This is a genomic window from Nocardia sp. NPDC102475 (assembly GCF_055584605.1).
This window is the reverse complement of the sequence record NZ_JBVJLS010000010.1, coordinates 98,853-124,707: the sequence shown is the minus strand read 5'-3', so window position 1 is coordinate 124,707 and position 25,855 is coordinate 98,853. Positions and strand designations below refer to the sequence as shown.

Sequence of the window (25,855 nt, the reverse complement as noted above, 5' to 3'; positions counted from 1 at the left end):
CCGATCACGGCGCTCGACGGGCTCGTTGCGACACTGGCGAGTTGTGCTATGCCCCAAAGGGTTTCGATTCCCCGAGTCCGGTCATGAACTCTCGTGCCGGGCCTCGTCCACGATCCAGGCGGCGATCTGGGTGCGCGAGGTGAATCCGAGTTTGGTCAGGATGTGTTCGACGTGGTGCTGTGCGGTGCGTTGGGAGAGCACCAGTTCTGCGGCGATCTGTTTGTTGGTGAGTCCTTGGGCGACAAGGTGTGCGACCTCGAGTTCACGTCTGGTCAATGTCGTCGCGGAATCGTGTGGTGTGGTGGTCGGCGGTTCCCCCAGGGCATAGGACACCGCGGCGTTCAACCCCATGGCCTGGCCGCGCCGGAAGGCGGCATCGAATGCTCGGTCACCGAGTGCGCCGCGCACTCGGCGCTCGCATTCGTCGTGAAAGTGGGACAACTCGTTGGAAAAAATTGTGACACCTGAGGCGGAGCGCAACAGGTATTCCGCGGCTCCCATCAGAATGGCAGCGCGTTCACCGTTGTCGGCGGTCCAGGCCAGTGCCTCGATGCTGGGTGCCGCGACGATAGGGCTGGGTATGTGTCGGCTGACTCGCAGCGATTCCAGCAGCACTTCTTCTGCGTGCGAACGCTCGCTCTGCTGCCACGCGGCAATTCCGATCCCCCACAACGTGCTCGACCGAAACAGCGATTCGCCGCAGGCTTCGGTGATGGAAAGTATCTGCTCGCGATATTCGATCGATCGCTTTGTATCACCCTGGAGTGCGCGTGCCCAACCGAGCATGGTCAACACGGAGATATACAGATATCCTCGCGCATTCGATTCGAATACCGCGAGGGCGGGCTCGAGCACGGATATCGCCCGATCGTGTTCACGCCGATACAGTGCCACGGCTCCCCCGGCGGACGCGGCCAGCGCCCTGGTAGTGGGAGCGGGGTCCTGTTCGGCAAGCGTGCATGCCTGCTCCACGAGGGCGGCCGCGCGCTCCAGGTTCCCCTGTACCGCCGTCATGATCGCGCTCGCATGCAGCGCTTTCACGCGATCGGGTATCGACTGCGCGGCGGGGTGGGACAGGACGCGGTCGAGCCAGCGTCGGCCTTCGCCGTACTGGCCCCGAAAGCTCCAGAACAGGTATAGGGCGGCGGCGGTGCGCAGCCCGGCTTCGGCGGCCTCCGCGCTGTCTTCGGTAAGGCAGAACTCGAGCATGTCCCGGAAATTCGGTTGTTCACGGTCGAGCCGTGCCAGCCAGCCGAGCTGCTGGTCGCTGATCCACCCCGCCTCCGAAGCCAGGGCCAATCGCTCGTACCAGTCGCGGTGACGCCGACGCAGGTCCTGGAATTCGCCGCTCTCCTGCAACTTCTCGCGACCGTAATCACGCATGGTTTCCAGCATTCGGAAGCGCACGACGCCTTCGGGTTCCTCCCGGATCACGATGGACTTGTCCACCAGGGAGGACAATGCGTCCAGCAGACTCTCCGGCCCCAGGTCGGCACCGCACACCTGCTCGGCGGCATCGAGTTCGAAGCCGCCGGCGAATACCGATAACCGGGCCCATATCCGCTGCTCGACCGGCGTGCACAGCTGGTAGCTCCAGTCGATGCACCACCGCAGCGTCTGCTGTCGCGTCGGCGCGGTGCGGCTACCGCGGGTGAGCAGCGCGTACCGGTCGGTGAGCCGCTGCAGGATCTGCTCGGGAGACATGGCGCGCATCCGAGCCGCCGCGAGTTCGATCGCCAGCGGCAATCCGTCCAGCCGGGAACAGATCCGAGCCACGGTGGTCTTGTTGTCCTCGGAGAGTTCGAAGCCAGGCACCACCGCGGCGGCGCGGTCGGCGAACAATGTCACGGCGTCGTATTTGGGCAGGCCGCGAAATGCGGGTTCGTGGTCGGGCTCCGGGACCGTCAGCGGCAAGACCCGCACGGTCGCTTCCCCGGCGATGTCCAGCGGCTCGCGGCTGGTGACGAGAATCCGCTGATTCGGACAGGCCAGCAACAGCGTCTCGACCAGATTTGCCGAGGCCGCCACCACTTGTTCGCAGTTGTCGAGAACCAGCAGCATTTCCCGCGAACTGAGGAACTGGACCAGCACGTCGAGCAACGGCTGGTCGGACTGGTCCAGCAGGCCAAGGGCGGCCGCCACGATTTCGACCAGCATCGACGGTTCGCGCACGTCGGCCAGTTCGACAACCCGGACCCCATCGGCGAAATCGCGTCGAGCGTTCGCCGCCGCTCGCAGCGCAAGCCGGGTCTTGCCGACGCCACCGATCCCGGCCAACGTAACCAGTCGGTGGGTGGACAGCAGATTTTTCACCTCGGCCGTCTCGGTGCGGCGATCGACGAAACTGGTCAGCTCCAGTGGCAGCTCGCCGGTGCGGCCGCCCGTCTGCGGTGGTGGCGGGGCCCATACCCGGATAGGCGACGCGTCCTCGAACCCGGACGCGCTCGAATCGGCCGTGACGGGTGCGATCGCGTCGCGGCGGGTCCGGAGTGGATCCTCCGTTGTCATCAGCGATGGGTAATCCACTCGGCATGTGCGCGAGCACCGGGCGCCATGCGCTCACCTTTCGACAATGTCAGCGTATCGCCAACGAAGGTGAACGGATCGCGAGTTCGTGCGTGTCTACATCAGGCGGTGGGGAGCGCGGTGGGACTCATCTGCCAGGCCTGTGCCAAGGCTTCCCTCAAATGGCGCTTCAAACCGCGCACCTTGACGCTATCGGTGTGTCGTGGGCCCAGTGCCTCCTCCACCATGTGCAGGAACCGCCGACGGGTCACCCCGAAGGTCACAAGCAGTTCGCCCGCCGTGGCGCCGCCGAACGGCGCCCAGCGGATCGCAAAGCTGATCAGGGCTTTCGCCGCCGCGTCGAGGGCCTTCGTGCTTTCCATGAGCTCACACTCGCGCAGCGAGGTCCGCACCCACCACGCGTCGTAGCGATGTTCGACAGGGGGACGATGCGTCGGGCGCATATCGTTCGCAGCACACACACGCTGTGCCGCGGGACGAACGCCTTCATCCGGATCGGGCGTCGCTCGGCAGACGGTGAACACCGGGAATCGATCGATCCGAGGACGCGGCTCGAATCGCACCCGGACCGGCAGAGCCGCGGACGGTGCGACATCACCCTCGATCGTCGCGTACACCCACGGCCCCTCGTCGAGTTCCACAATGGCGATGGTCAACGGCACCACCTGGGCGTGCGGACGGCTCACACTCCGGTGTACGAGCCGCCACGACACGATCGAACCGAGACCCGACGATGGCGACCACTCGAGATCCCAGGACCGGCACGACGAACATTCGGCGGTCAGCGGCGCGAACAATTTGTCACAGCGTCCACAGCGCCGGATCATCATTGCGGTATCGGTCCCGGTGGGTCTGCCACCGGACTCGTATGTTTGCTCGGACATGGGAAACCTCGGTGTGGTGATAGCCATGGATGCTGTCCCCACCAAGCGTCGCCTTCTCGGCGCTCGAACACGACGGTAGAACTACCAGGGGTATACCCATTTCTGCCGACCGGTCCGTATCGCGACCCGGTCGAGGGGCTAGTTCAGGCGGTACGTGCGCGCGGTCCAGGCGGCTATCTGTGCCCGAGACGAGTAGCCGAGTTTGCAGAGGATGTTTTCCAGGTGCCGGTCGACGGTGCGCGTCGACAGCACGAGCCGCTCGGCGATCCGCCGGTTGCTGAGGCCCTGCGTGACGAGTTCGGCCACCTGCCGCTCGCGGGCCGTGAGCATGGTGTCTTCGTGCTCGTCCGGCTCCTGGGCGGTCTGGCTGGGATCGAGTGCGTATTGGATCGCGTGGGCGTGATCCAGTGCCGCACCGTGCCCTCTTTCCGCGTCCTGCTCCGCCTGCCGCAGTGACTTGGTGAGAGTGTGCTCGCAGGCCGAATGCTGTGCGCCGAGATGTGGTCCGAACGCCACGATCGAGGTGCCGATGCGCCGCCATACCGATCCGACCGCGCCCATCAGTCGCGCCGCGTGCCGGTATTCGCCGCGGGCGGCGGCGATCCAGGCCAGTAATTCCATCATCAGTGCCGCGCCGACATGGTCGTTGAATTCGCGCTGGATCTCCAGGGCGGCACGCGTCGACTCGACCGCACTGTCGTATTCGCCGCGCACGTACTGGTCGTAGCCGAGGGCCCAGAGTGAATACGATTTGGTCCACCGTTCGCCCTGCTGGTCGGCCAGTTCGATGCCGCGGCGGGCCGTCGCGCCCGCGCTGTGGTCACCGGCGTGTGCCTGGGTCACGGCGAGTTGGAACAGGGTCATGCGGACCACATCGTCGTCGTCCGAGTAATCCTCGGCGGCCTGCTCGAAGGCTGCGATGGCCGACGCGAGATGCCCCGGGAACAAGTGGGCTGTGCCGCGCAGACAGCTCACCCAGCCCAGCGCGTGGCGATCGCCCACCACCGCCGCGCGCTCCGCGCATTCGTCGAGCGCCGCGGTGGCCGCGTCGATGTCGGCCAGCAGCAGCCGCGCCCAGCCCGCCACCCACAGTGCGGAGATCCGCTCCGGGCCGGAGTAGTCGGCAGTGCGCAGCGCCTTATCGGTCCATCGCCGTCCCTCACCGAGGAAACCGTCGGCGCACCAGTGATAGCGCAGGGCGGTGACCAGCGCCAGCGCTTCGCGGACGGCGGCCGGTGTGCTCGTCGCCCAGTCCAGCGCGGCTTGCAGATTGTCGCGCTCGGCGCGCAACTCGGCCAGGCCGGCCGCCTGGCCGGGTCCGTTCCAGGCTGCGGCGATCTGCTCGGCGAGTGCGAGGTAGTGGTCGCAATGCCGTTTGCGCATGGCGCTGCTCTCATCCCGCTCGGTCAGCCGATGCGCGCCGTATTCGCGGATCGTTTCCAGCATCCGATACCGCGGTTGGCCGCCGGTCGGTACGGGGGCCAGGATCGACTGCGCGACCAGATGGTCGATCAGGTCCAGAATGCGTTCACGCGGCAGGTCGGGACCAGCGCAGACGCCCTCCGCCGCGGCGAGGGTGAATCCACCGGCGAACACCGACAGCCGCGCCCACAGCAGCTGTTCGGTCGGCAGGCACAGCTCGTAGCTCCAGTCGATCAGGGCCCGCAGCGTCCGCTGCCGTGGCACAGCGGCCCGGACCGAACCGGCCAACAGCAAGAATCGGTCCTCGAGCCGGTCCAGGACGGCGGGCAGCGATAGCGACCGTAACCGGGACGCAGCGAGTTCGATAGCGAGCGGAATCCCGTCCAGACGCTCGCAGACCCGCACCAATACGTCCGCATCCCGTTCGGTGAGGGTCAGGTCCGGGCGCACCGCCCGTGCCCGCTCCACCAGCATCGTCGGCGCATCGTAGGCAGTCAGCCCCCTGAGCGTCACCGGATCGTAAGGGGTCGGCATCGACAGCGTCGGAACCGTGTATACGTGCTCGCCGGCGACGTCGAGCAACTCGCGACTGGTGGTCAGAATCCGCAGCCCGGCACAGGATCGCAGCAGCACATTGCAGAGCGCGCTGCACGCATCCACCAGGTGTTCGCAGTTGTCCAGCACTATCAACGCCTGTAGATCCGCCAGGTACTCGACGAGCTGCTGCTCGATGGTCCGGTTCGATACGTCCACCAAGGCCAGGCTGGTCAGCACCGTCTGTGCCACCAGATCGGCATCGACGACGGCGGACAGGTCGACCAGCCACACTCCGTCCGGAAACGACCGGCCGGAAACGGCCGCTACCTCGCTGGCGAGCCGAGTCTTCCCGACACCGCCCACACCGGTGAGCGTGACCAACCGAGCCGTCGCGAGCAGCTCGCGGACCTCGCGGATCTCCCGTTGCCGTCCGACGAAACTTGTCACCGCGAATGGCAGGTTACCGACCACGCGAGTGGGCTTACTTCGCCCCATGAGACCTAATCTAACCGTGCCAGGGGCCCTGTAAGGGCCCCGTTTGCGAAGGTCGTTCCCTGAGCGGTGGGTGCCCGAGCGCTACCCATCGGTGCGTCCGAATGCGGTCTCAACATGCGCGAACTGCGGATTTGGGTGGTGAAGTGGGTGTTTCTACCCATGTCTGTGCGTGCCGGATCTGTGAGGCTCGGTCAATCAGTTGTGAGCAGGAGGTCGACCTTGACATCTCACCGAGCGTGCCCGATCGATGAGGGTAGCCAAAGGCACGAGCTACATCCTCGACAACCGGGGGTCAGCGATGGATGACGTATGTCGAACCGAATTCGACGGACTGCGCGTGACGTGGCGATTGATCCAGAATCGGCTGATCTCGATCGTGGCCGTGCACGACGCATCCGATGCCTCGCCGGTGCTCTCGTTCGGCCCCACCACTTATCCGGATCTCGCGCAAGCACGAGAACTCCATCCGGGTATGACGAAGCTGTGGGACGCGGTGCGCCGCGACTTCTGGACCACCCTTATTCCGCCCCGCCGGAATAAGGGCCGACAATGGCAATGGTCGTGACCGCGGCTGTTGCGCGGCCCGAAGCATCGTCACCGATTGTCGAACCAGCCAACCAGGCAAGTATCGGAACTCGAATCGCCCATCCGCTGCTGCGCGGCACAGTCGGGTTGGGGTTGGCAACCCTGGCGCTGATAGGTGGCCACAGGCGGTTCGAGCACGCGCTCTGGCTCAGCCGACTCATCGATCTACCGGCTGCCGCACTCGTGCCTCCGAAAGGCACCAAACGCTGGACCGTTCAGTTGGGTAATTTCCGCGCCGAATGGTTATGGAACGACGATCTGCCCGCCCCGTGGCAGCGACAAGATTCGGCGCTGCTGTACTTCCACGGCGGTGGGTTTATCAGCGGCGGTTTGAACACCCATCGGCGCCTCGTCGCCAAAATCGGACGCGCGAGCCGGATGCCCGCATTCAATGTCGACTACCGGCACTTGCCCGGTGCGCATTTCACCGAGACTCTCGACGACGCCGTCGAGTCCTATGTCTACCTGCTCGAGCACGGCTTCCAACCCGAGCGCATCATCGTCTCCGGTGATTCGGCAGGCGGCGGGCTGGCCTTCCGGCTGGTGCTGGCAATCCGGGAACGCGGCTTGTCGATGCCCGGCGGCATCTCCACGATCGCACCGTGGGCCGACTTCGATTCGACGACCCGAAACGCCCACCCCAACCGGCACCTCGATTCCTATATCCCCACTCGGATCCTGGAAACAATCGCGCGACGCGGCGTCGCCCTCGACGGCGAACTCGATCCGACATGGTCGCCGGTCAACCACGACTTCACCGGTCTACCTCCGGTCCTGATCCAGGTCGGCTCCACCGAATGCCTGCTGCCCGACGCGGAAATGCTGGCCCGCCGCTGCGTCGAAGCGGACGTCCCGGTACAGCTGCAGGTCTGGGACCGCGCGCCGCACGTCCACCACGTCGCTTCGGATTTCCTTTCCGACGCCCGAGCCGCGATCGACGACCTGGGTCTGTTCCACCGCCAGATTGTGGCTTGACCGGCACCGCTGAGAGACAGTCCGGCAATCACTCCGATTCGTCTCGATCCAGCAATTACGGTGCTGTCATGACGAACCCGGAACAGGTCGAGCAGACGAGTCCTCGTCGATCGCGCGTGCGTGTGTGGCTCGCACCGGCGGTTGTGGTGTCGTTGCTCATGGCCCTGTTGGCCACGATGTATCTCGCGTATGTGGTCGATCCGTCGAAGCATCTGCACGGCTTTCCGATCGCGCTGGTCGATCAGGACAGCGGGGATCTGATCGGCGGGAAGCCGACCGATGTGGGTAAGCAGATCAGTGACGCGCTGGTGCAGCAGATTCCGAGCGACAAAATCGATCTGCGAGTGCTCGGCATCAACGAGGCACAGCAAGAGTTGAACTCGGGCAATGTGTACGGGGCGATCGTCATTCCGAGCGACTTCACCAAGCGGCTCGGAATTTTCGCCACCGCCAGCGTGGTGCCCGGTGATGTCAGTCGGCCGATCATCACGGTGTACACCAATCCGCGGTCCGGGGCGTTCTCATCGCAGGTCGTGCAGACGGTGGCCGGAAGCGCACTCGCGCAAGCGAATCAGACGGTCGGCAAGCAGCTCACCGAGACCGTGCAGACCCAGCTGCAGTCGTCCGGGTCGGCGCCGGAACTGGTCGGCCTGAGCCGGCTGATGCTGGCCCAGCCGATCGATGTGGTCGTCGCCCCGTTCCATCCCCTGCCGTCGGGTACGGGCGGCGGTCTGACGGCCTTCTTCTACACGATGATGGTGCTGCTGGCCGGATTCACCGGCGCCATGGTGATCAACGGGATGGTCGATTCGTCGCTCGGTTTCGCACCGACCGAATTCGGTCCCTGGTACGTGCACTATCCGCCGACGCCGATTTCCCGGCTTCGGACGCTGCTGCTGAAGTGGGGCGTGATCACCGGCACCGCGCCGGTTGTGGCCGGGATATTCATGGCGGTCGGGCATTGGCTCGGCATGCCGATCGAGCGGCCGCTGCTGCTGTTCCTCTACAGCACCTTCGCGATCATCGCAGTCGGCGTCACCGCGCTGTCGATCGTGTCAGCGCTCGGCACTGCGGGTCTGCTGGTCAACCTCATCCTGTTCATCGTGCTCGGCCTGCCCTCCTCCGGCGGCACCATACCGATCGAGGCAATCCCGAAATCTGTTGCCTGGCTTGCCGATTTCGAACCGATGCACCAGGTGTACCTCGGCATCAGGGCCATCCTGTACTTCAACGCCGACGGCTCCGCCGGACTGAGCCGCGCGATCTGGATGACGCTGCTGGGCCTGGTCATCGGACTCGTCGTGGGCGGCGTCGTCACTCGCTACTACGACCGGAAAGAACTGCACCGTGCACCGGCAAAGAGTTGATGCTGGTCAGTACCAGTGGTGTTGCTGCCAGAATGCCCATGCGCCGTCGGGGCTGCCGTAGCGCTCGTTCATGTAGTCGTAGGTCCAGCGGATTTGGGTCAGCGGGTTGAAGCGCCAGTCGGCGCCGTGGGTTTGCATCTTTTCGGCGGGCAGTGCTTGGCCGAGGCCGTAGGCGCCGCTTTTCGGGTTGATGGCGAAGACATCCCAACCGCTTTCGTGGGTGATGACGGCGTCGAAGGCTGGGAACTGGTGGAGTGGCACCACTGTCAGGGCGAGGGCTCTGGTGCCCAAGCGGACCAGGGAGAGTGTGAGTCCGGCAGCGGTTGTTCCCGTGTCGGGCGGGCTGGCGGCGGGCGTGACGGCGATATTGTCGTCGGTCTCGTCGGCGGGCGCAGTATTGTCGCTCTCCTCGGCGGAGGTGGCGAGGCTGTCATCCAGGCCGTTGGCGGAAGTGCTGTCGCTCTCGCCCGGACTGTCTGCGGAGGCACCGTTGTTGGGGGCGGTGACGGGCGTGGTGGTATTGCCGTTCAGCCTGTCGGCGGGCGTGCTGACGCTCTCGCCCAGCCCGTCTGTCGGCGTGGCGAGGCTGTCATCCTGGCCGTTGGCGGACGGGGTGACGCCGTCGTTCGGACTGTCGGCGGAAGTGCTGACGTCCTCGCCCAGACCGTCGGATGACGGGGCGGCACCGCTGTCGGGGGCATTGGCGAGCGTGGCGGCACTGTTGTTCAGTCCACCCGCGGATGTCGTGCCGCTCTCGGCCAGACTGTCAGCGGAGGTTGCGGCGTCGTCGTTCGGGGCATTGGCGAACGTGACGACGTGGTCGCCCAAACCCTCGGCAACGGCTGGACCGGCACAAACCATGAGTGCTCCGACCGCGATGGCGGCCGCGACAACGCGCAGCATCGATTCGCTCCTTAGATGTATTTGCCTTCCATATCGATGGGTGTCATGAGCTCGCCTGAATCAGTTCGTCCGAATGGTCAAACCCGGATTGTCTTGCAGCACACTGCTGATCGGCTGGCCGAGTAGCAGTGGGACGTGGCCGCAGCCGAGATCGAAGGAGGAGCTCACTGTGACGATGGCGCTGCTGAGGCCGAGTGCCTTGGTGCCTGCGAAGATCGGTCCGCCGCTATCGCCGCGCTGGCCGCAGAGGGCGGCATAGAACATATTCTCGATCTTGACCGGTTGGTCGCCGTGGCCGCGTAACAGGCCCTTTTGCCCGGCCGCCAGCACCGTCCCGCACGAATATCCGGATGTGAAGCCGGTTTTGCAGACAGCCGCTCCGACAACCGGCTCGGTGGTTCCATCGATGCGCAGGACATCCGAACCGGCGGCTCGCGACTGTCTCGCATTGCTGCCGTTCACATTCACGTCGGGCGCCTGCGCTGGTGAATCCATTTTCTGGGTGGACACCAGGTTGTTCCGGAAGCGCGGCGCGAATGTCTCGTTGATCCGCACGATCGCGTAGTCCTTGGGGGCGAACTGGGAGACCGTGAAGTCACCGATCTCCTTGCCGAGCTGCCCATTTTTGAATTCGTAGACGTGTTGGGGCTCAGTGGTTTTCGCGGATGGCTCGACAACGTTGTTCGGGTCGCAGTGCCCGGCGGTGATATTCACGGCATTGCCGCCTGCGTCGGTGGCATTGAAGCCGAACGAGCACCGGTGCGCCTTTTCGTCGACCTTGATGCCGAACGGCTGGCCACCGATGATGTCGCCTTCGGCTTCGATTCCCGCGATCGCCTGGATGCCGACGGCGGTGTCGTCGGTCCGGGCTTCCGGCAGTACGGCCGTCACCGACTGGATCGGCCCGATATCGGTCGGCAACCGCACGTCATCGGCCAGGCGAACGGCGAAACTGTTGGTCACCACGTCGATGCCGTAGGCGACGATCGAGTCGACGACATTGCTGGGCTGACCGGATAACCAACGTTCGAAGGCGACGCGGCGGGCATCGAGGGTGTGCTCACTGTCGGCAACGGTTTCCACGCTGAATCCGGCCTTTTCGGCGATGGATTTGGCGTCCGCCGCGCGCTCACCTTCGGCGAGGGAGACGATCGGACGGTCGTCACTCATCCGGATCCCGGCGAATACGGCCGGGTATGCGGCGCGGGCCTGCTGTGCGAATTCGGCCAGCCGCCGGGCGGTTTCGGCGCGTACGAGATATTCGTGCGCGTCCATTCCGAGGTCACTCGCCACGGCCGCGATCAGTCCGGGCGGCAGCGGGGCGGTATCGGGCTTTGGTGCGGCCGCTGCCGGATGCGCGATCGAACCTGCCATTGCCAACGCGGCACAGCAGCCGAGCGCTGCCCGCCGCGTATGAATGCCCGACCTCATCGAGCCGCCTCCTGACCAAACGCCGAAGTATTCGATGACGCTATGTCACATGCGTCACAAAACGGACTATTTGGTTCCATAGCGTGTCGGTGTCCGCGCCGGTCAAGCCCCGATGTCTACGCCGGACAACTCGCCGACACGCCGAGACCGTTGAACTGTCGGCTGAGCACCGCTTGGGATGATCGCACCGGTCCATCGCCACACCGCCGAAAATAGGAGGACACTCGTGCTGCTGCTGGGTCTTGGAAGCATTCTCGGACCGGCCATTGGCGCACTGCTCGGTATAATTTTCTCCATCCTTTAGCCATTACAACCGAACGCGGGGCGGACGCCGAAAGGGCTCCGCCCCGCGTTGGGTTTCAATGCACTATGTCAAGCCGAGTCCGTGCTCGAGGACCGGCCACGACCGCTTCAATTCGTCTTCCCAATAACCCCACGAGTGCGTGCCCTCGTCGAAGTTGTAAGTTGCCGGAATGCCGAGCGATATCAGCTTCGCCTGCAGATTCTTCATGCAGTAATTGGCCGCTGCTTCGATCGCGCCGCCGAGCAGAACCTGATTTGTCAGTCCGTCCAGGCCGGGCTCGGCATGCGCCCCGTTCAGCGTGTCATATTTTCCGGGCAGGCCATTACCTGAGGAAAGATAGAGATCGATGCCGCGCAATTTATCGGCGTGCAGGTATGGATCGTTTTCCGTCCATTCGGGCGAACCGACCGGGCCCCACATGTGGTCGGCGTTCCCGCCACCCCAGGCGATCACGAGCTTCAGGAACCTGGAACCGATCGGATCGCTTGTCTGCGCGCAGCCGCTATATGCGGCGGCCGCTCGGTAGAGGTCGGGTCGGGAAATTGGCAGTGCCAATACCGTCGCCGTGGAAGCGGAAATTCCCGCGATCGCGTTGACTCCGTTGGTGCCGAGTGCGGCATTGATCAGCGGTGGCAATTCATCGGTCAGGTAGGTCTTCCATTTATTGCGGCCCAGTACCGGATCGTCCTCGAGCCAGTCGGTGTAGTAGCTGAACCTGCCGCCGATCGGCTGGACCAGGTTGACATCTTTGTCCGACATGAACTGCCGCGCATCGCTCTGTGCCTGCCACGATGCGTCGTCCTCGCCGCCACCCGCACCGTTCAACAGGTATAGCGTCGGCCGGGGAACCGAGTCATCCGCGGCCCGCTGGATCTCTACCGGAAATTCGGCGCCCATCGCCGCGGAATAGACTTGAAGTCGGATATTTCGATCGTCGATGTACTCGACGTCGGTTATGTGCGAACCGTCGTCCGACGCCGTATCCATAGAAATCTGCGCTGTGGTGACCTCGGCAAAGGCCGACGGCGCACCTAGCGTCGTACCGACGAGCATCCCTACCAACGCGATGCCGACTACCGATCTATGTATTCCTCCGATTACGCCCCTGTTCATACCCAAGCTTTTAGCACCAAGATTCCGGCCGGTGCCGCACCGACACGTCGCCGGTAGATCGGCACCGGACCGAAACCAGGTACGGTTGCCGTGCACCAGCGTTAATATGTCAAGCGCGCCACATCACCCGGATGGGCTGGTTGTGTGCGTGGCATTCGGATAGCACCACCTACGTGTCGGTGCCGCAGCAAGAGTCGGCGACGCGGACAGCGTGACCCGCTCTTCCACGAGTGGTCGGGGACCGGTGGCTGGAGAAATGCCATGACCCAAACAATGAGTTTCGACTTCAGAGCACTGAGATCCGCGATCGGCGGGCCGGTATTCGCTCCTGACGATGCGGGTTATGACCATGCCCGCGCCATCTGGAACGGGGCCATCGACCGGCGGCCCGCGGTGATCGCCCAGTGCCTTTCCGTCGGGGACGTGGCCGCGGCCTTGGCTTTCGCCAGGGAAAACGACCTCGAAGTAGCGGTGCGCGGCGGTGCCCACGCCTACAGCGGCACGGCGGTCTGCGACGGCGGCCTGATGATCAATCTCGGTGTGATGAATCGCGTCGTGGTGGATCCGATGGCCGGGAGGGCCTTGGTCGGCGGCGGCGCGACGATGGCGGATATGGACGCCGCGACCCAGGCGTACGGCCTGGCCGTGCCCGGCGGCGTGATCAGCGATACCGGTGTGGGCGGCCTCACCCTGGGGGGTGGCATAGGTTGGCTGACTCGCGTCGCCGGACTGTCGATCGACAATCTCGTCTCGGCGCAGGTCGTCCTTGCCGATAGCCGGATCGTGCGGGCGTCCGACAGTGAGAATCCGGACCTGTTCTGGGCGTTGCGCGGTGGTGGCGGAAACTTCGGAATCGTCACCGAATTCGAATATCGCACGCATCGGATCGGGCCCGAAGTGCACGTCGGATTCTTCTTCTGGCCGCTGATGGATGGGGATGCCGCGCTACATCTGATTCGTGCGTTCATCCCGACGATGCCGCCCAGGTCGGGAGTGCTGGTCGGCGTCGCTTTGTCCGCGCCGCCGGAGCCTTTCGTGCCGGAGCAGTATCACTTCGTGCCGGGCCATGCCCTTATCGTCGCCGGTTACGGCACTGCCGAAGAACATGCCGAGATGGTGGCGCCGATCCGCAGTGCGCTCGCCCCGCTCTTCGAATTCATTGCCCCGATTCCCTTTACCGGATTGCAGTCGATGCTCGATGTGGCGGCGCCGTGGGGCATTCACGGATATGAGAAGGCGCTCGATCTCGACGACTTCTCCGACGAAGTGATCGCGATTCTGACCGATCAGGCCGGGAAGAAGACATCGCCGCTCTCGTTCATGCCGATCTTCGCACTCGATGGGGCCTTCACTGCACTCGGCGAGGACGACACCGCATTCGGCGGCGCGCGCTCGGCCCACTACGTATGCAATATCGAAGCCGCCGCCCCCGACGCCGAGATATTGGCCGCGGACAGGGCGTGGGTGCGCTCGACCTGGGAAGCACTGTGCCCCTTCGCCTCCAACCAGGGCGGGTACGTCAACTTCATGGCGGAGGCGGGCGAGGACCGGGTCCGTGCATCCTATGGACCCGCCAAATACGCGAAGCTGGCCGATATCAAGACCGAGTACGACCCCGAGAACGTTTTCCACCGCAACGCCAATATCAAGCCGGGCTGATCGCGATGAAAGTTGCGGCCGATTCAGCTCGGATCGAGGTCGATGGGTGGTCGATCGCCTACCGGATGGTGGGTGCCGGCCCACCGCTGGTGTTGCTCCACGGCGGATGGGAGGACAGCCGATCGTGGCGGCTGCAGCTGGAGTCGCTTGCCGATGAGTACACGGTCATTGCCTGGGATGCACCTGGATGCGGCAGGTCCGACGATCCGCCGGAAGGTGTGCGTCTCGGTTACTACGCCGACACACTCGCGGGATTGATTCGGGAACTCGGGATCGAACATCCACACGTGCTCGGGCTGTCGTTCGGCGGCGGCCTGGCCATCGAGCTGTATCACCGCCACCCGGATGTGCCGCGCTCGTTGATCCTCGTCGGCGCGTACGCCGGATGGGCGGGATCGCTGCCCGCGGATGTGGTGGACGAGCGGGTGCGGCGGATACGGGAGCAGACCCAGCGGCCACCGGCCGAGTGGGCCGAGTCCTACCTCCCGACATTCTTCGCCACGCCGATCCCGCGGGAGTGGATCGACGAGATGCTGGCGATCATGTCCGATTCCCGGGCGAGCGGCATGGTCGCGATACTTTCGGCATTTGCGGAGGCCGACCTGCGTGACGTGCTACCCACCATCGCCGTCCCCACACTGATCCTCAACGGCGAGCTCGACGAGCGAGCGCCGCTGCGTATCGCCGAGGGATTGCACGCGAATATCCCCGGCTCGCAGTTGGTCGTGATTCCCGGTGTCGGCCACTGCTGCAACCTCGAGGCGCCGAAGGCGTTCGACGCCGTGGTCCGCCATTTCCTGCGACAACATCCGATCAGTAAGTAGTTCCCATCGCGGCGCGCACCTCGTCGAGGGTGCGGTTCGCGATTTCGTCGGCGCGTTCGTTTCCGGCGCGCAGGACGGTCCGGACGAATTCCGGGTCGCGCAGGAATTTTCCGCTGGGGCCGGGCGCCGTCGACCAGCCCCAGCAGAGGTTGGGGTCAGCCCGCGGCGGCCGTGCGTGGGTTGGCGCGCTGGACCACGTCCGCGAGCAGGGTGTTGAAGCGGTCCGCGGCCTCGATATTGCCGAGGTGGCCGGTGGGCCAGACCTGGTAGTCGGCGAGGTGACCCGCATCGGACAGGGCCTCGACGATCGGGCGGGACATGCGCTCGGGCAGCAGGTGGTCCTCGGCGCCCGCGATGACCGTGGTCGGCACCGCCAGGTGCTTCGCGGCATCGCCCAGATCCAAGCCGGCGAGGGCCGCGGCGTGCAGGCCGCGGGTGAGCGGGCGGCACGAGCGGACGATGCCGAGTGCGAAGTCCACCTCGTCACGGGTGGCGGGCTTGGACATGACGCGAGCCTTGAACACCGCGCTGACCGGCCACCCGCCCGGCAGCGGAATCGGCGCGGCGAGTGCGGTTTCCGCGATGACGAGCGGGACGCGGACGCTGGCGCCGAGTACGGTCACCGGGCGCTCGGCCACCATGAGCGGCTTGTTGAACAGCGGCAGCAGGTCGGTTTCGTACCGGATATCGCTGGCTGCGGTATTGGTCATGACGACCGCGGCGGCGCGGCGAGTGACCTGTTCCGGATAGCGAGATGCCCATGCCTGCAGGGTGATTCCACCCATGCTGTGGCCGACGAGGACGGCGCGCTTGCCGATCGGGAGAGCGGCCTCGAGCACTGCTTCGAGGTCGTCGGCCAGTGTCTGCGCGCCCGGGCCGGTGCTGCCGAGGGTGCTCTCGCCGTGGCCGCGCTGATCGTAGGCGAGCACGCGGTAGCGGTCGGCGAAGGCATTGATCTGCGGATTCCAGTACTCGATGCAGCAGCTCCAGCCGTGGATCAAGACGATGACGTCGCCGTCGGCGGGACCGTAGGCATGGACCCTGAGCTTGGCCCCGTCCCCGGTGCTGACCGGGATGATCTCGGGTGTGGCGGCGGGCTTGTTGAGCGAGGTGGTCCGGTATGTCCGCGACCGTAGGCCGGCACGGTAGGCGGCGGTCAACGGTTCGTCTCCGCGCACTTCCGCCAGCGTCCTCATCGACTTGACCAGCATTCGAGCACTCCTTTGTGTCTGCCGTCACAGTACAGTGCTTGCTACTGCTAGCGCTCCGGTGGCGGAAATCCTGGTTCTATCGGATGGATACCCGAAATTAGGTCGGCCAATAGTCCTACCGGACGAAACATCGAGCACGAGCTCTTCTTCCTTGATATCGCCTGTGCCCGAGGCAGCCGTTACCCCCGCCGCCCACCCTGTCTTGCCCCCAATCTCGCTGTCTCACCCCACAATCGCGCACCCGTTCCCGGGATCGGCCCGGTTCTGGGCCGCGGATCCAGAGAAAGGGTGCGGTCGGCGGTCAGCTGGGGGCAGGAAATCGGCGATATCCTCGGGCATCACCAGGCAGACCTGGTCGTCCGGATGGAAATCGCCGGGGATGTCGCGCCGGTTGGGGGCGCGCACGAAAACGACAACGGGCGAACCGTCTCCGGGGTCTATTTCGACCGCGACCGAGCCGGAGAAATCACTGTCCGGGGGTGCGTACCAGTGGCCGACATGCCCGAATTCGAGCTTGCGAGCCGCGCTGACCCCGAATCCGTCGAGCCGGGTAACACCAGCGGCATCCACGTCGCGAAATTCTACTCTAGCTGCGGAAATGCCGGACCGAATCGATCACTCCCTGATCGGTGGTGTGGATCGCGGTGGATGACATCGACGGTTCGCCCAACCCGAATAGCGGGCACGAGCTGTGGCGGGTGTGGGGCGGGCGCGGCTACCGTTGATGCTTGTGGAGATGAGGCATGCGGTACCGGTCGCGCCCGAAGAAGCGGTGGCCGAACAACCGAGGCGCACGGGGCTGCGCGCCATGGGGTGGCCGTTGGTGGCGGCGGGCGGCGGAGTCGGCGCCGCGGTCCTGCTGCATTTCCGGGATCCGCACGGCGAAGGCTCCTACGGAATCTGCCCGGTCTACGCGCTGACGGGGTTGTATTGTCCCGGCTGCGGCGGCATGCGGGGCATGCACAATCTGACCGACGGCCGAATTCTCGATGCGATACACAGCAATCTGCTCGTGCTGCCGCTGGTGCTGGCCTTCGTGCTGTGGATCGGTGACTGGTCGATCCGTGCCTGGCGCGGTGAGCGGATGCGACTACCTCAACTCGGCCGCACCACGATGTGGGTGTTCTTCGCGCTGCTCATCGGCTATACGGTCTTGCGAAATACGCCGTGGGGGACCTGGCTCACGCCGGTCTAGCGATTTTCAGGCAGGCTTCGTATATGAGTGATTCGCTGAAGGAACGCGTGCGGGCGAAACTATTGCGCCAGCTCGCCGAGGACGGCACGCCCGACTCGGAACAGGATGATCCGCGCCTGATCTCGGTCGAGTCCGATCTCGATGCGCTGAACAGCGTCGCCGACGACCATCCGTTGATCGAAGAACTGGCCGTGCGCTACCTGGTCTTCTGACGGCGCCTCAGCGCGATGTCGTATCGACCTGCCCGCCGGAGGGCGGCAGTTGCGGCAGCGGCTCACCGAGCAGCCACGCATCCCAGAGCGGTCGCAGCGGCACCAGACTGTAGTGGCTCGCCAGATCGGTGAATTCCTCCGTGGTGACCGAGCCGTGCCGGTACCGGATCGTCCACTCGCGCAGCAGATCCCAGAAGGCGAGTTCGCCGAGTTCCAGGCGCAGCGTATGCAGGGTGAGCGCGCCGCGTTTGTACACGCGATCGTCGAACATACGTCGTGGGCCGGGGTCACCGATGATGATGTCCTGCGGTTCACGGGACAGGTTGTGCCGGGCGGCGCGGGCCAATTGGTCCGCGGTGGGCCCGCCCGCGGCTTCGGACCAGATCCATTCGGCGTAACAGGCGAAGCCTTCGTGTAGCCAGATGTCACGCCACTGCCAGATGGTGAGGCTGTTGCCGAACCACTGATGCGCGAGTTCGTGTGCGACAAGGCGTTCCGCGCCGCGGCGGCCGTCGCAGTGGTTGGCGCCGAAGACGGAGATGCCCTGGGCCTCGATGGGGATTTCCAGTTCGTCGTCGGTGACCACGACCGTGTACGCCTCGAATGGGTACGGGCCGAACTTCTCGGAAAAGAGTTCCATCATCTGCTGTTGGCGCTCGAAGTCGTGGTCGAAGTTGGCACGCAGCCGGGCCGGGATGATGGCCTGTATCGGCACCGAGCCGCGCGGGGTGTCGATGCGGTGCTTGCGGTACTGGCCGATCTGGATGGTCGCCAAGTAGCTCGACATCGGCTCGGATTGTTCGTAAACCCAGGTGGTCTGGCTGGCCTTGGTCTGCTTGCGCATCAAGGTGCCGTTGGCGAGCGCGTAGTACGGAGTGTCGGTGGTGATCGAAATCCGGTAGCTGGCTTTGGAACTCGGGTGGTCGTCGCAGGGGAACCAGGACGCGGCGCCGTTGGGCTGGCTGGCCACCAGCGCGCCCTCGGTCAGTTCCTCCCAGCCCACCTCGCCCCACGGCCCGCGCACCGGCTTCGGCAGCCCGGCGTATTGGATGACCAGCTCGAGCACCCCACCCGCCGGGATGTGGTGCTGCGGCGTGATGACGAGCTTGCCGTGCTGGTGGGAGTATTTCGCGGCCTTGGTGCCGTTGACGAGCACCTTGGACACGGTGAGCGACTGGGACAGGTCGAGCGCGAAACGGTCACGGACGGCGTCGGTCACCGCGATGATCCGAGCTCGGCCTGCCATGCGATTACTGGCGACCTTATAAGTGATCTCGAGTTCGTACCGCGATACCCGGTAGCCCCAATTTCCGTTCTGCGGTAGGTATTCGTCGACGGGCTCTTCGTAGTACTTACCCGCCATCAGGAGGTTGCTCCCGCCTCGCTGAGGCTCGGCGCCGCACTCGACCAGGGCGCGATCGGATTGCCCCACCAGCGGGTGGACGGGGGCACGGTGTCACCGCGCATGACCAGCGAGGCGGGGCCGACGGTCGCGCCCGCGCCGATGCCGGCGGCGGGCAGGGCGACGCAGTGCGGCCCGAGGGTGGCGCCCGCGTCGAGGGTCACGGTGTCCATGGCCATGATTCGATCGTGGAAGAGATGGGTCTGCACCACACAGCCGCGTTCCACGGTCGCGCCGTCACCGAGTGTCACCAGGTCTGCCTCCGGTAGCCAATAGGACTCGCACCATACCCCGCGTCCGATCTTCGCGCCGAGTCCACGAAGCCACAGATTCAGTACGGGTGTACCGGTCGCGGCGCGCGCGAACCACGGCGCGGCGACGGTTTCGACGAAGGTGTCGGCAACCTCGTTGCGCCACACGAACGAACTCCACAGCGGATGCTCCTCGGCGCGGATTCGCCCGACCAGTAACCACTTCGCGGTGACCGCACTGGCCCCCGCGATCGCGCCGGCGGCCATCAGGACAAAACCGCAGAGCAGTCCGGTGATCAGGTAGCCGGCCGATTCCGCGATCCAGGCCAGCGTGAACAGCACACCGAGGCCGATGGCGAAGCTCACGAGCACCGGGACGAGCCGGCAGGTCTCGACTATGCCGCGGAACACCTTCAGCCGCAGCGGCGGATCGAAGGTGCGCTCGGTATCGCCGCTTTCGGAGGCGCGCCGCAGACGCACCGGTGGGCTGCCGAGCCAGGACGAACCCGCCTTGGCCTTGGACGGTGCGGCCGAAAGCACGGCGACCAGCCCGTTTTTCGGCACCCGTCGACCGGGTGCGGTCATACCGGAATTGCCGAGGAAGGCGCGCTTGCCGACCTTCGCGTCGCCGATGTGCAGCCAGCCGCCGCCGAGTTCGTAGCTGGCGATCATGGTGTCGTCGGCGAGGAACGCGCCGTCGGCGACGGTGGTGAATTTCGGCAGCAGCAGCACCGTGGACGCCTCGACGCTCTTACCGACCTTCGCGCCGAGCAGGCGCAGCCACAGCGGCGTCAGCAAGCTTGCGTAGAGCGGGAACAGGAAGGTGCGCGCCGAATCCAGCAGCCGCTCGGTGGCCCAGGCCTGCCAGCCGGCCCGGCTGCGCACGGGATGATGGCCCTCGGTGAGTCCGATGCTGAGCAGCCGGACCGCGATGACCGTGGCCACCGTGTATACGGCCAGGCTCAGCAGTGTTGCCACGGGCAGGATGGCGAAACCCTTGCCGAGCGCACCCGCGAGTGTGCGGGCGTCGCGGATGAACCAGGCGATGAATGCGCCGCCCGTGGCCAGACCGAAAATGGGCATGGCCGCCAATACCATCGAGGTCACGCCGAAAATCGCGACCCAGTGCGCGGCCCGCGCCGGAGTGTGCGCCGGCCAACGATGCTGGGCCTTACCGACTTTCGCGGCGGGCGAGCCGGCCCACTCCTGTTCGGCCTTCACCTTGCCCGATACCGAAGATCCGGCCGCGATCTCCGCGTTCTTACCGATTTTGCTGCCGGGCAACAGGATCGAGCGCGCGCCGATCACCGCGCCCGCACCGATGGTGATCGGTCCGATGTGCACCACATCGCCGTCGATCCAATAGCCGGACAGGTCGACCTCGGGTTCCACACTGCACCCGTCGCCGAGTTCGAGCATGCCGGTGACCGGCGGCAGGGTGTGCAGATCGACGCCCGTGCCGATCTTCGCGCCGAGCGACCGTGCGAACGGCACCATCCACGGTGCGCCGGAGAGACTCTCGGCGCCGCTGGCCTCCGAGAGCCGCACCGCCGCCCACAGTCGCAGGTGCTCCGATCCGCCGCGCGCATAACTGCCGGGCCGCAGGTCGCGCAGCAGAATCCGAGCGCCGGTCGCGCAGATCACCATGCGACCGGGCGGTGAGATGAACAGCAGGAACGCGGCCAGCGTCCACCACCAGGACAGATGCGGCAACCACGGCAGCGAGCCGGACCAGCCCGCGATATTGCCGACAATGGCCAACCAGGTGAGCCACTGCAGTCCGGTGAGGGTCGTCAGCGGGATGGTGGCCAGCACCTGGGTCCACTGGGCGCGCAGCGGCGTCGGGCGCACGATGCGTTCCTCGACGGCGGCACTCGGTGCGGTCTCGTCGAGCAGTTCGGCCAGTGCGCCGAGGCGTGGATGGTCGTAGAGATCGGCGACGGTGCTGCGCGGATAACGTTCGCGCAGTGCGGTGACCAGTTGCGCCGCCGATAGCGAGCCACCGCCGAGATCGAAGAAGTCGTTATCCGGACCGGTGACCTCGGCGCCGAGAATCGAATCCCACAGTCCGGCAATCCATTGCTCGGTTTCGGTGAGATCGCCGGTCGCGGTGTCGGGTTCGGCGGTGTTCGGCAGCGGCCACGGCAGAGCGTCGCGATCGACCTTGCCCGAGGTGCGGGTGGGCAGGTCGGTGACGATGGCGAGCCGGGGGACCAGCGGGGCCGGAAGTTGTTCGGCGAGTTGCGCTCTGGCGGCCTTGAGGTCGAAATCGGGTGCGGTGCCGGTCAGGTAGCCGACCAGGATCTTATTGCCCGCCTTGGTGGTTCGGATCGCGGCCGCGGCACCGGTGACGCCGGGTAGATGCCGCAGGGCGTTGTCGAGTTCGCCGAGTTCGATGCGGCGGCCGCCGAGTTTGATCTGATCGTCGGCGCGGCCGAGAAACACCAGACCCGCGCTGTCCTTGCGAACCAGATCGCCGCTGCGGTAGGCGCGCTCCCAGCCGAGTGACGGTAGCGGAGCGTACTTTTCGGCGTCCTTGGCCGGATCGAGGTAGCGGGCCAGGCCGACGCCGCCGATCACGAGCTCACCGGATTCGCCCTCGTCCACCGGATCTCCGGCGGCATCGACGACGGCAAGATCCCAGCCGTCCAGCGGTAGTCCGATCCGGACCGGGAAGCTGCCGTCGAGCAGCGCCGCACAGGCGACCACCGTTGCTTCGGTGGGGCCGTAGGTATTCCAGACCTCGCGTTCCGAATCTGTATCCGATTTGCGGCGTTCGCGGGGCCCTGCGTGCGCGCGCACTCCTTGCGGGGTACCGCTCTGACGGCCCCCTCTATGTTCCTCCGGGCCCGTCGCTCGCGCCGCGGGTTTTCCGGCAAGGCGTTCGGCAAGTTCGGGCGGCACCGCCTCACCGCCGAAGATCAGTAGCCGGACCGAGTCGAGCGCCTCCGCGGGCCAGGTCGCGGCGAGGGTGGGAACCGTCGAGACGATGCTGATTTCGCGGCGGACCAGCCAGGGGCCGAGATCCGCGCCGGTGCGGACCAGGGCGCGCGGCGCGGGTACCAGGCAGGCGCCGTTGCGCCAGGCCAGCCACATTTCCTCGCAGGAGGCGTCGAAGGCGACCGAGAGTCCGGCGAGAACCCGGTCGTCCGGACCGATCGGGGAATCCGGCAGGAACAGGCGCGCCTCCGCGTCGACGAAGGCGGCGGCATTGCGGTGGGTGACCGCGACGCCCTTTGGGGTTCCGGTGGATCCGGAGGTGAAGATGATCCACGCGTCGTCGCCGGGGGTGGGGCGAACGGTCGATGCGTCAGCGGACTCGGGCCGTTCGACGGCCGTCGGCTCGACACCTGCCGCGGTCACGATCGCGGTGACGCGGGCCTCACCGAAGACGAGCCGGGCGCGCTCGTCCGGATCGTCGGCGTCCACCGGGACGTAAGCCGCACCGGCATAAAGAATCGCCAGAATAGTGACGTAAAGCTCATGCGTGCCCGACGGCATGCGCACGCCGACGCGGTCGCCGGGGCGCACACCCGCCGCGGTCAAACGCATGACTCCGGCGTCGATTTCGGTCAGCAATTCGGTGTAGCTGAGCACCACGCGACCGTCATCGATCGCGGGCGCCTCCGGATGGGCTTGCGCGGTGCTGTTCAGGATGTCGACAAGGGTCCTGGCCTGCGGCGCGAGTGCGGCGCGTAGCAAGGGTTCGGGCGTGCGGAGCCCGTCGGTCGGGCCTGTGCCCGCCGCGGTCTCGACCTGCGGCCGCAGCATCACGTCCTGCCCACCTCTCATAGACCTGCCTTGCGCTTCCTCGTTGTTGTTTCACAGCAGGGTTACCAGTGGGCAAACGCCACGGTGACCAACTGTCTACGGTACCTGCGGTATCGGTCAGAGTTCTTCGCCCAGTGCTTTCAGCGCAAGGCGGTGCAGGGTCTGCCGCTCGTCTTCGTCGAGTCGGTACAGCACCCGCTCGGCGGCCTCTTCGATGAGTTCATCGGTCTTGCGGCGCTCGGCGCGTCCGGCCTGGGTGATGGACAGCCGATATTTGCGCCGGTCCGTCGAATCGCGGGTGCGGATGACGAAACCGGACTCCTCCAGGCCGTCGATCAGCCGGACCACCTCGCTGCGGTCGATGCCGAGCGCGGTGGAGACCTGCTGCTGGGACAGGTCGTCGAATTCCTCCAGGCAGACCAGCACCCAGTGTTCACGCAATGACGTGCCCATCTCGGCGTGTACGGCCTTGTGCAGCTTGCCGAGCGCGTACGTCGGGAAGCGGAGCAGGCCGCGGGGGTAAATGTGGTCAGCGGGCATTCGGTAATCATATCTATTGTTGAGTAGCCAGATTGTTGATAATCTCCGCAATCTAGGTTGTCTACAAATAGCGGAGGATCCATGTCGGATACTCGAACGGCCGTCGCCGCCACCGCGCCCGCACTCGAACCCATTCCCGCACGGGTCTGGCGGGTGGCCGGTGTGGTGGTCTTCGGCGCCGTCATGAGCATGTTGGACACGTCGCTGGTGAATATCGGGCTGAACTCCATCGCGACGGATCTCGGTGCGGCACTGGACAGTGCCCAGTGGATCGCGAGCGGGTATCTGCTCGCACTCGCCGTCACGCTGCCGCTGTGCGGTTGGCTCGGGCGGCAATTCGGAATGGACCGGGTCTGGTTGACCGCGCTCGCCGGATTCACGGTGACCTCAGGACTGTGTGCGCTGGCTCCGAATATCGGCTGGCTCATCGGTTTTCGGATCGCGCAGGGGCTGGCCGCGGGGCTATTGGTGCCCGCCGGGCAGACGCTGCTCGGGCAGGTCGCGGGTCCGCATCGGTTGGGCAGGGTGATGAGTGTCGTCGGCATCGCGGTGGTCGCCGCGCCCGCGATCGGACCGACCATCGGCGGCGTCATGCTGGCGAATCTGGACTGGGAGTGGTTGTTCCTGATCAATATCCCGTTCGGGCTGGTGGCATTCGTCCTGGGGCGTCGGTTGTTGCCGCGGGCGCAGGCGTCGGGCAACGGCGGTCGATTCGATGCCACCGGATTCGCATTGATCGCGGTCGGGCTGTCGGCGCTGGTCTATGGACTTGGTGAATTCGGCAGTCGCGGTAGCGTTTCCGCGCCGACGGTGTGGGTGTCGGTGGTGGTCGGGGTGCTGGCGCTCGGCCTGTTCGTGGTGCGGTCGGTGCGCGGTGGTGGCGGAAGTCTGCTCGATGTCGGACTGTTCCGGCATCCGATATTCGCGACGGCGAATGTGGCGAACTACTTCGCCGGTGCGTCGCTGTTCGGGGCAATGCTGTTGCTGCCGTTGTACTTTCAAGTGCTGCACCGCGACGGTCTCATCGCGACGGGTTTGCTGCTCATGTCCTTCGGGATCGGTGGCATCATCGCGCTGCCCATCGGCGGCCGGTTGACCGATCGGTACGGCGGGGGAGTGGTCGCGGTGGTCGGCAGTGCGGTGACGGCCGCGGTCACCGTGCCGTTCGCGCTCGGCGATGCTTCGATGAATCCCGTTGTCGTGCAGGCACTTCTGTTGATCCGCGGCGTGGCGACCGGATTGACCGGGGTGCCGATCATCGCTGCGGCCTACGCCGCGGCACGGCCCGAGCAGCTGCCGGATGCGGCATCGTTCGTGAATATTCTGCAGCGGGTCGGCGGGTCGATCGGAGCGGCACTGCTCGCGGTGGTGCTGTATCGCGCGGCCGCTGCGGGATTGCCGGTGGATGCCGGATTCCGGCAAGCGTTCTGGTGGCTCACGGCTGCCTCGGTCATCTCGTTGTTCGCGTCACTATTGCTGTGGCGCAAGGAGATTCAGCCAAACCGGTGACGCTGTGCGCCTGGTCGGTGGCGACCGGCCAGGCGCACGACGGATTACGCGGCGGAAGCGGCCGTGCCGATGCCGAGCGCGGCGAGAATGGCCGCGCTGATCTGTTCGAGCCGATCGCGAACCTGTGGGCGGCGCAACATCGCAACCGCTCGTGACGCCAGCACGGCGAGCAGGATCATCTCGACGGCGGCTATGGAGCATTCGATGGCCCCGAGCGCGAGAGTGTTCAAAAACGTGACATCGGTGAGGAATTGCGGCAGTACCGCGAGGTAGAACAGCCCGACCTTCGGGTTGAACATGCACGACACCAGGCCTGCGGCGAATGCCGAGCGGATCGAGACGGGAGCCTGCGCGGCCGACTGTCCGGCCGCCGCGGCGGTGCCCGCCCCGCGCTGCTTGCGGTGATCGATCAGCGCGCGAATTCCCAAGTACACCAGGTAGATTCCGCCGATGACCTTGAGCGTCCGGTAGGCCGTCGCGGACTGTTCCAGCAGGGCGGCGACGCCCGCCGCGACCACCACCGCCCACACGATCCCGCCCAATGCCGAGCCGATCGCCGCGGCAATACCGGGTCGCGCGTCCACGATCGAGAATCGCAGCACCAGGAACGAATCCGGGCCGGGCGTGATCGACAGCAGAATGCACAGGCCGATAAAGCTGAGCAGCAGGGAAAGTGTCACCTCTCGATCAGATCGCATATCACTCGGCATTGCAAGTTTATTTATTCGACTGCATGTGT

General features: G+C 65.6%; 20 protein-coding genes. 8 read left to right on the top strand and 12 right to left on the bottom strand.

Features of this window, described 5'->3' with window-relative positions:
• Positions 1–81: 81 nt before the first annotated feature.
• From ACZ60G_RS19705 to ACZ60G_RS19695, 3 genes are all read right to left on the bottom strand, one after another.
• Positions 82–2,508 (bottom strand): ATP-binding protein, encoded by a 2,427-nt coding sequence (locus ACZ60G_RS19705; protein WP_465811482.1) that lies wholly within the window; start codon positions 2,506–2,508, stop codon positions 82–84.
• 119 nt (positions 2,509–2,627) lie between these two features.
• Positions 2,628–3,410 (bottom strand): Zn-ribbon domain-containing OB-fold protein, encoded by a 783-nt coding sequence (locus ACZ60G_RS19700; protein WP_465811481.1) that lies wholly within the window; start codon positions 3,408–3,410, stop codon positions 2,628–2,630.
• A 138-nt stretch (positions 3,411–3,548) separates the two neighbouring features.
• Positions 3,549–5,864 (bottom strand): ATP-binding protein, encoded by a 2,316-nt coding sequence (locus tag ACZ60G_RS19695; protein WP_465811480.1) that lies wholly within the window; start codon positions 5,862–5,864, stop codon positions 3,549–3,551.
• Positions 5,865–6,162: 298 nt separating this feature from the next.
• Between ACZ60G_RS19695 and ACZ60G_RS19690 the strand changes: the two genes are divergently transcribed.
• From ACZ60G_RS19690 to ACZ60G_RS19680, 3 genes are all read left to right on the top strand, one after another.
• Positions 6,163–6,429: a hypothetical protein gene (locus ACZ60G_RS19690; protein ID WP_465811479.1), complete on the top strand. Its 267-nt coding sequence runs from the start codon at positions 6,163–6,165 to the stop codon at positions 6,427–6,429.
• A complete protein-coding gene (locus ACZ60G_RS19685) occupies positions 6,414–7,424 on the top strand; it encodes an alpha/beta hydrolase (RefSeq protein WP_465811478.1) in 1,011 nt (336 codons plus the stop codon). The genes ACZ60G_RS19690 and ACZ60G_RS19685 overlap by 16 nt, the downstream gene beginning before the upstream one ends.
• 68 nt (positions 7,425–7,492) lie before the next feature.
• Positions 7,493–8,791 (top strand): YhgE/Pip domain-containing protein, encoded by a 1,299-nt coding sequence (locus tag ACZ60G_RS19680; RefSeq protein ID WP_465811477.1) that lies wholly within the window; start codon positions 7,493–7,495, stop codon positions 8,789–8,791.
• A 6-nt stretch (positions 8,792–8,797) separates the two neighbouring features.
• Here the strand turns inward: ACZ60G_RS19680 and ACZ60G_RS19675 are convergent, their stop codons facing one another.
• The 3 genes from ACZ60G_RS19675 to ACZ60G_RS19665 form a co-directional block, all read right to left on the bottom strand.
• A complete protein-coding gene (locus ACZ60G_RS19675; protein WP_465811476.1) occupies positions 8,798–9,694 on the bottom strand; it encodes an aggregation-promoting factor C-terminal-like domain-containing protein in 897 nt (298 codons plus the stop codon).
• 60 nt (positions 9,695–9,754) lie between these two features.
• Positions 9,755–11,125 (bottom strand): S1 family peptidase, encoded by a 1,371-nt coding sequence (locus tag ACZ60G_RS19670; protein WP_465811475.1) that lies wholly within the window; start codon positions 11,123–11,125, stop codon positions 9,755–9,757.
• A gap of 367 nt (positions 11,126–11,492) precedes the next feature.
• Positions 11,493–12,542, bottom strand: a complete 1,050-nt coding sequence (locus ACZ60G_RS19665; protein ID WP_465811474.1) for an alpha/beta hydrolase — start codon at positions 12,540–12,542, stop codon at positions 11,493–11,495.
• Between the two features lie 261 nt (positions 12,543–12,803).
• On the opposite strand from ACZ60G_RS19665, the gene ACZ60G_RS19660 reads away from it, so the two are divergent.
• Both ACZ60G_RS19660 and ACZ60G_RS19655 read left to right on the top strand, forming a co-directional pair.
• The gene (locus tag ACZ60G_RS19660; protein ID WP_465811473.1) at positions 12,804–14,201 is read left to right on the top strand and encodes an FAD-binding oxidoreductase; all 1,398 of its coding nucleotides are present in this window, start codon (positions 12,804–12,806) and stop codon (positions 14,199–14,201) included.
• Positions 14,202–14,206: 5 nt separating this feature from the next.
• Positions 14,207–15,025 (top strand): alpha/beta fold hydrolase, encoded by an 819-nt coding sequence (locus ACZ60G_RS19655; protein ID WP_465811472.1) that lies wholly within the window; start codon positions 14,207–14,209, stop codon positions 15,023–15,025.
• A gap of 155 nt (positions 15,026–15,180) precedes the next feature.
• On the opposite strand, the gene ACZ60G_RS19650 is transcribed toward ACZ60G_RS19655, so the two are convergent.
• The gene (locus ACZ60G_RS19650) at positions 15,181–16,236 is read right to left on the bottom strand and encodes an alpha/beta fold hydrolase (protein ID WP_465811471.1); all 1,056 of its coding nucleotides are present in this window, start codon (positions 16,234–16,236) and stop codon (positions 15,181–15,183) included.
• A gap of 222 nt (positions 16,237–16,458) precedes the next feature.
• The gene (locus ACZ60G_RS19645) at positions 16,459–16,806 is read right to left on the bottom strand and encodes a hypothetical protein (protein ID WP_465811470.1); all 348 of its coding nucleotides are present in this window, start codon (positions 16,804–16,806) and stop codon (positions 16,459–16,461) included.
• 166 nt (positions 16,807–16,972) lie between these two features.
• On the opposite strand from ACZ60G_RS19645, the gene ACZ60G_RS19640 reads away from it, so the two are divergent.
• Entirely contained in the window at positions 16,973–17,431 is a 459-nt protein-coding gene (locus tag ACZ60G_RS19640) for a DUF2752 domain-containing protein (protein WP_465811469.1), read from the top strand.
• Between the two features lie 23 nt (positions 17,432–17,454).
• On the top strand, positions 17,455–17,643 hold the full coding sequence (locus ACZ60G_RS19635) for a hypothetical protein (protein ID WP_465811468.1): 189 nt from the start codon (positions 17,455–17,457) through the stop codon (positions 17,641–17,643).
• A 7-nt stretch (positions 17,644–17,650) separates the two neighbouring features.
• On the opposite strand, the gene ACZ60G_RS19630 is transcribed toward ACZ60G_RS19635, so the two are convergent.
• From ACZ60G_RS19630 to ACZ60G_RS19620, 3 genes are all read right to left on the bottom strand, one after another.
• Entirely contained in the window at positions 17,651–19,006 is a 1,356-nt protein-coding gene (locus tag ACZ60G_RS19630) for a M1 family metallopeptidase (RefSeq protein ID WP_465811467.1), read from the bottom strand.
• Complete coding sequence (locus ACZ60G_RS19625) at positions 19,006–23,067, bottom strand: Pls/PosA family non-ribosomal peptide synthetase (RefSeq protein ID WP_465811611.1); 4,062 nt, start codon at positions 23,065–23,067, stop codon at positions 19,006–19,008. The genes ACZ60G_RS19630 and ACZ60G_RS19625 overlap by 1 nt, the downstream gene beginning before the upstream one ends.
• A gap of 117 nt (positions 23,068–23,184) precedes the next feature.
• Positions 23,185–23,607, bottom strand: coding sequence for a MarR family winged helix-turn-helix transcriptional regulator (locus ACZ60G_RS19620; RefSeq protein ID WP_465811466.1), 423 nt, complete (start codon positions 23,605–23,607; stop codon positions 23,185–23,187).
• Between the two features lie 81 nt (positions 23,608–23,688).
• Here ACZ60G_RS19620 and ACZ60G_RS19615 point away from each other — a divergent pair, with 81 nt between their 5' ends.
• Entirely contained in the window at positions 23,689–25,116 is a 1,428-nt protein-coding gene (locus ACZ60G_RS19615) for a DHA2 family efflux MFS transporter permease subunit (RefSeq protein ID WP_465811465.1), read from the top strand.
• A gap of 44 nt (positions 25,117–25,160) precedes the next feature.
• On the opposite strand, the gene ACZ60G_RS19610 is transcribed toward ACZ60G_RS19615, so the two are convergent.
• Positions 25,161–25,796 carry a LysE family translocator gene (locus ACZ60G_RS19610; protein WP_465811464.1) on the bottom strand — a complete coding sequence of 212 codons (636 nt, stop codon included), beginning with the start codon at positions 25,794–25,796 and terminating at the stop codon, positions 25,161–25,163.
• Between the last annotated feature and the right edge of the window lie 59 nt (positions 25,797–25,855).

Coding starts and splice junctions, on each gene's coding strand:
- ACZ60G_RS19705 (WP_465811482.1), bottom strand. CDS start 2,508: ATGACAACGGAGGATCCACTCCGGACCCGCCGCGACGCGATCGCACCC.
- ACZ60G_RS19615 (WP_465811465.1), top strand. CDS start 23,689: ATGTCGGATACTCGAACGGCCGTCGCCGCCACCGCGCCCGCACTCGAA.
- ACZ60G_RS19690 (WP_465811479.1), top strand. CDS start 6,163: ATGGATGACGTATGTCGAACCGAATTCGACGGACTGCGCGTGACGTGG.
- ACZ60G_RS19685 (WP_465811478.1), top strand. CDS start 6,414: ATGGCAATGGTCGTGACCGCGGCTGTTGCGCGGCCCGAAGCATCGTCA.
- ACZ60G_RS19670 (WP_465811475.1), bottom strand. CDS start 11,125: ATGAGGTCGGGCATTCATACGCGGCGGGCAGCGCTCGGCTGCTGTGCC.
- ACZ60G_RS19625 (WP_465811611.1), bottom strand. CDS start 23,067: ATGCTGCGGCCGCAGGTCGAGACCGCGGCGGGCACAGGCCCGACCGAC.
- ACZ60G_RS19635 (WP_465811468.1), top strand. CDS start 17,455: ATGAGTGATTCGCTGAAGGAACGCGTGCGGGCGAAACTATTGCGCCAG.
- ACZ60G_RS19700 (WP_465811481.1), bottom strand. CDS start 3,410: ATGTCCGAGCAAACATACGAGTCCGGTGGCAGACCCACCGGGACCGAT.
- ACZ60G_RS19655 (WP_465811472.1), top strand. CDS start 14,207: ATGAAAGTTGCGGCCGATTCAGCTCGGATCGAGGTCGATGGGTGGTCG.
- ACZ60G_RS19650 (WP_465811471.1), bottom strand. CDS start 16,236: ATGCTGGTCAAGTCGATGAGGACGCTGGCGGAAGTGCGCGGAGACGAA.
- ACZ60G_RS19640 (WP_465811469.1), top strand. CDS start 16,973: ATGAGGCATGCGGTACCGGTCGCGCCCGAAGAAGCGGTGGCCGAACAA.
- ACZ60G_RS19620 (WP_465811466.1), bottom strand. CDS start 23,607: ATGCCCGCTGACCACATTTACCCCCGCGGCCTGCTCCGCTTCCCGACG.
- ACZ60G_RS19680 (WP_465811477.1), top strand. CDS start 7,493: ATGACGAACCCGGAACAGGTCGAGCAGACGAGTCCTCGTCGATCGCGC.
- ACZ60G_RS19665 (WP_465811474.1), bottom strand. CDS start 12,542: ATGAACAGGGGCGTAATCGGAGGAATACATAGATCGGTAGTCGGCATC.
- ACZ60G_RS19630 (WP_465811467.1), bottom strand. CDS start 19,006: ATGGCGGGTAAGTACTACGAAGAGCCCGTCGACGAATACCTACCGCAG.
- ACZ60G_RS19695 (WP_465811480.1), bottom strand. CDS start 5,864: ATGGGGCGAAGTAAGCCCACTCGCGTGGTCGGTAACCTGCCATTCGCG.
- ACZ60G_RS19675 (WP_465811476.1), bottom strand. CDS start 9,694: ATGCTGCGCGTTGTCGCGGCCGCCATCGCGGTCGGAGCACTCATGGTT.
- ACZ60G_RS19660 (WP_465811473.1), top strand. CDS start 12,804: ATGACCCAAACAATGAGTTTCGACTTCAGAGCACTGAGATCCGCGATC.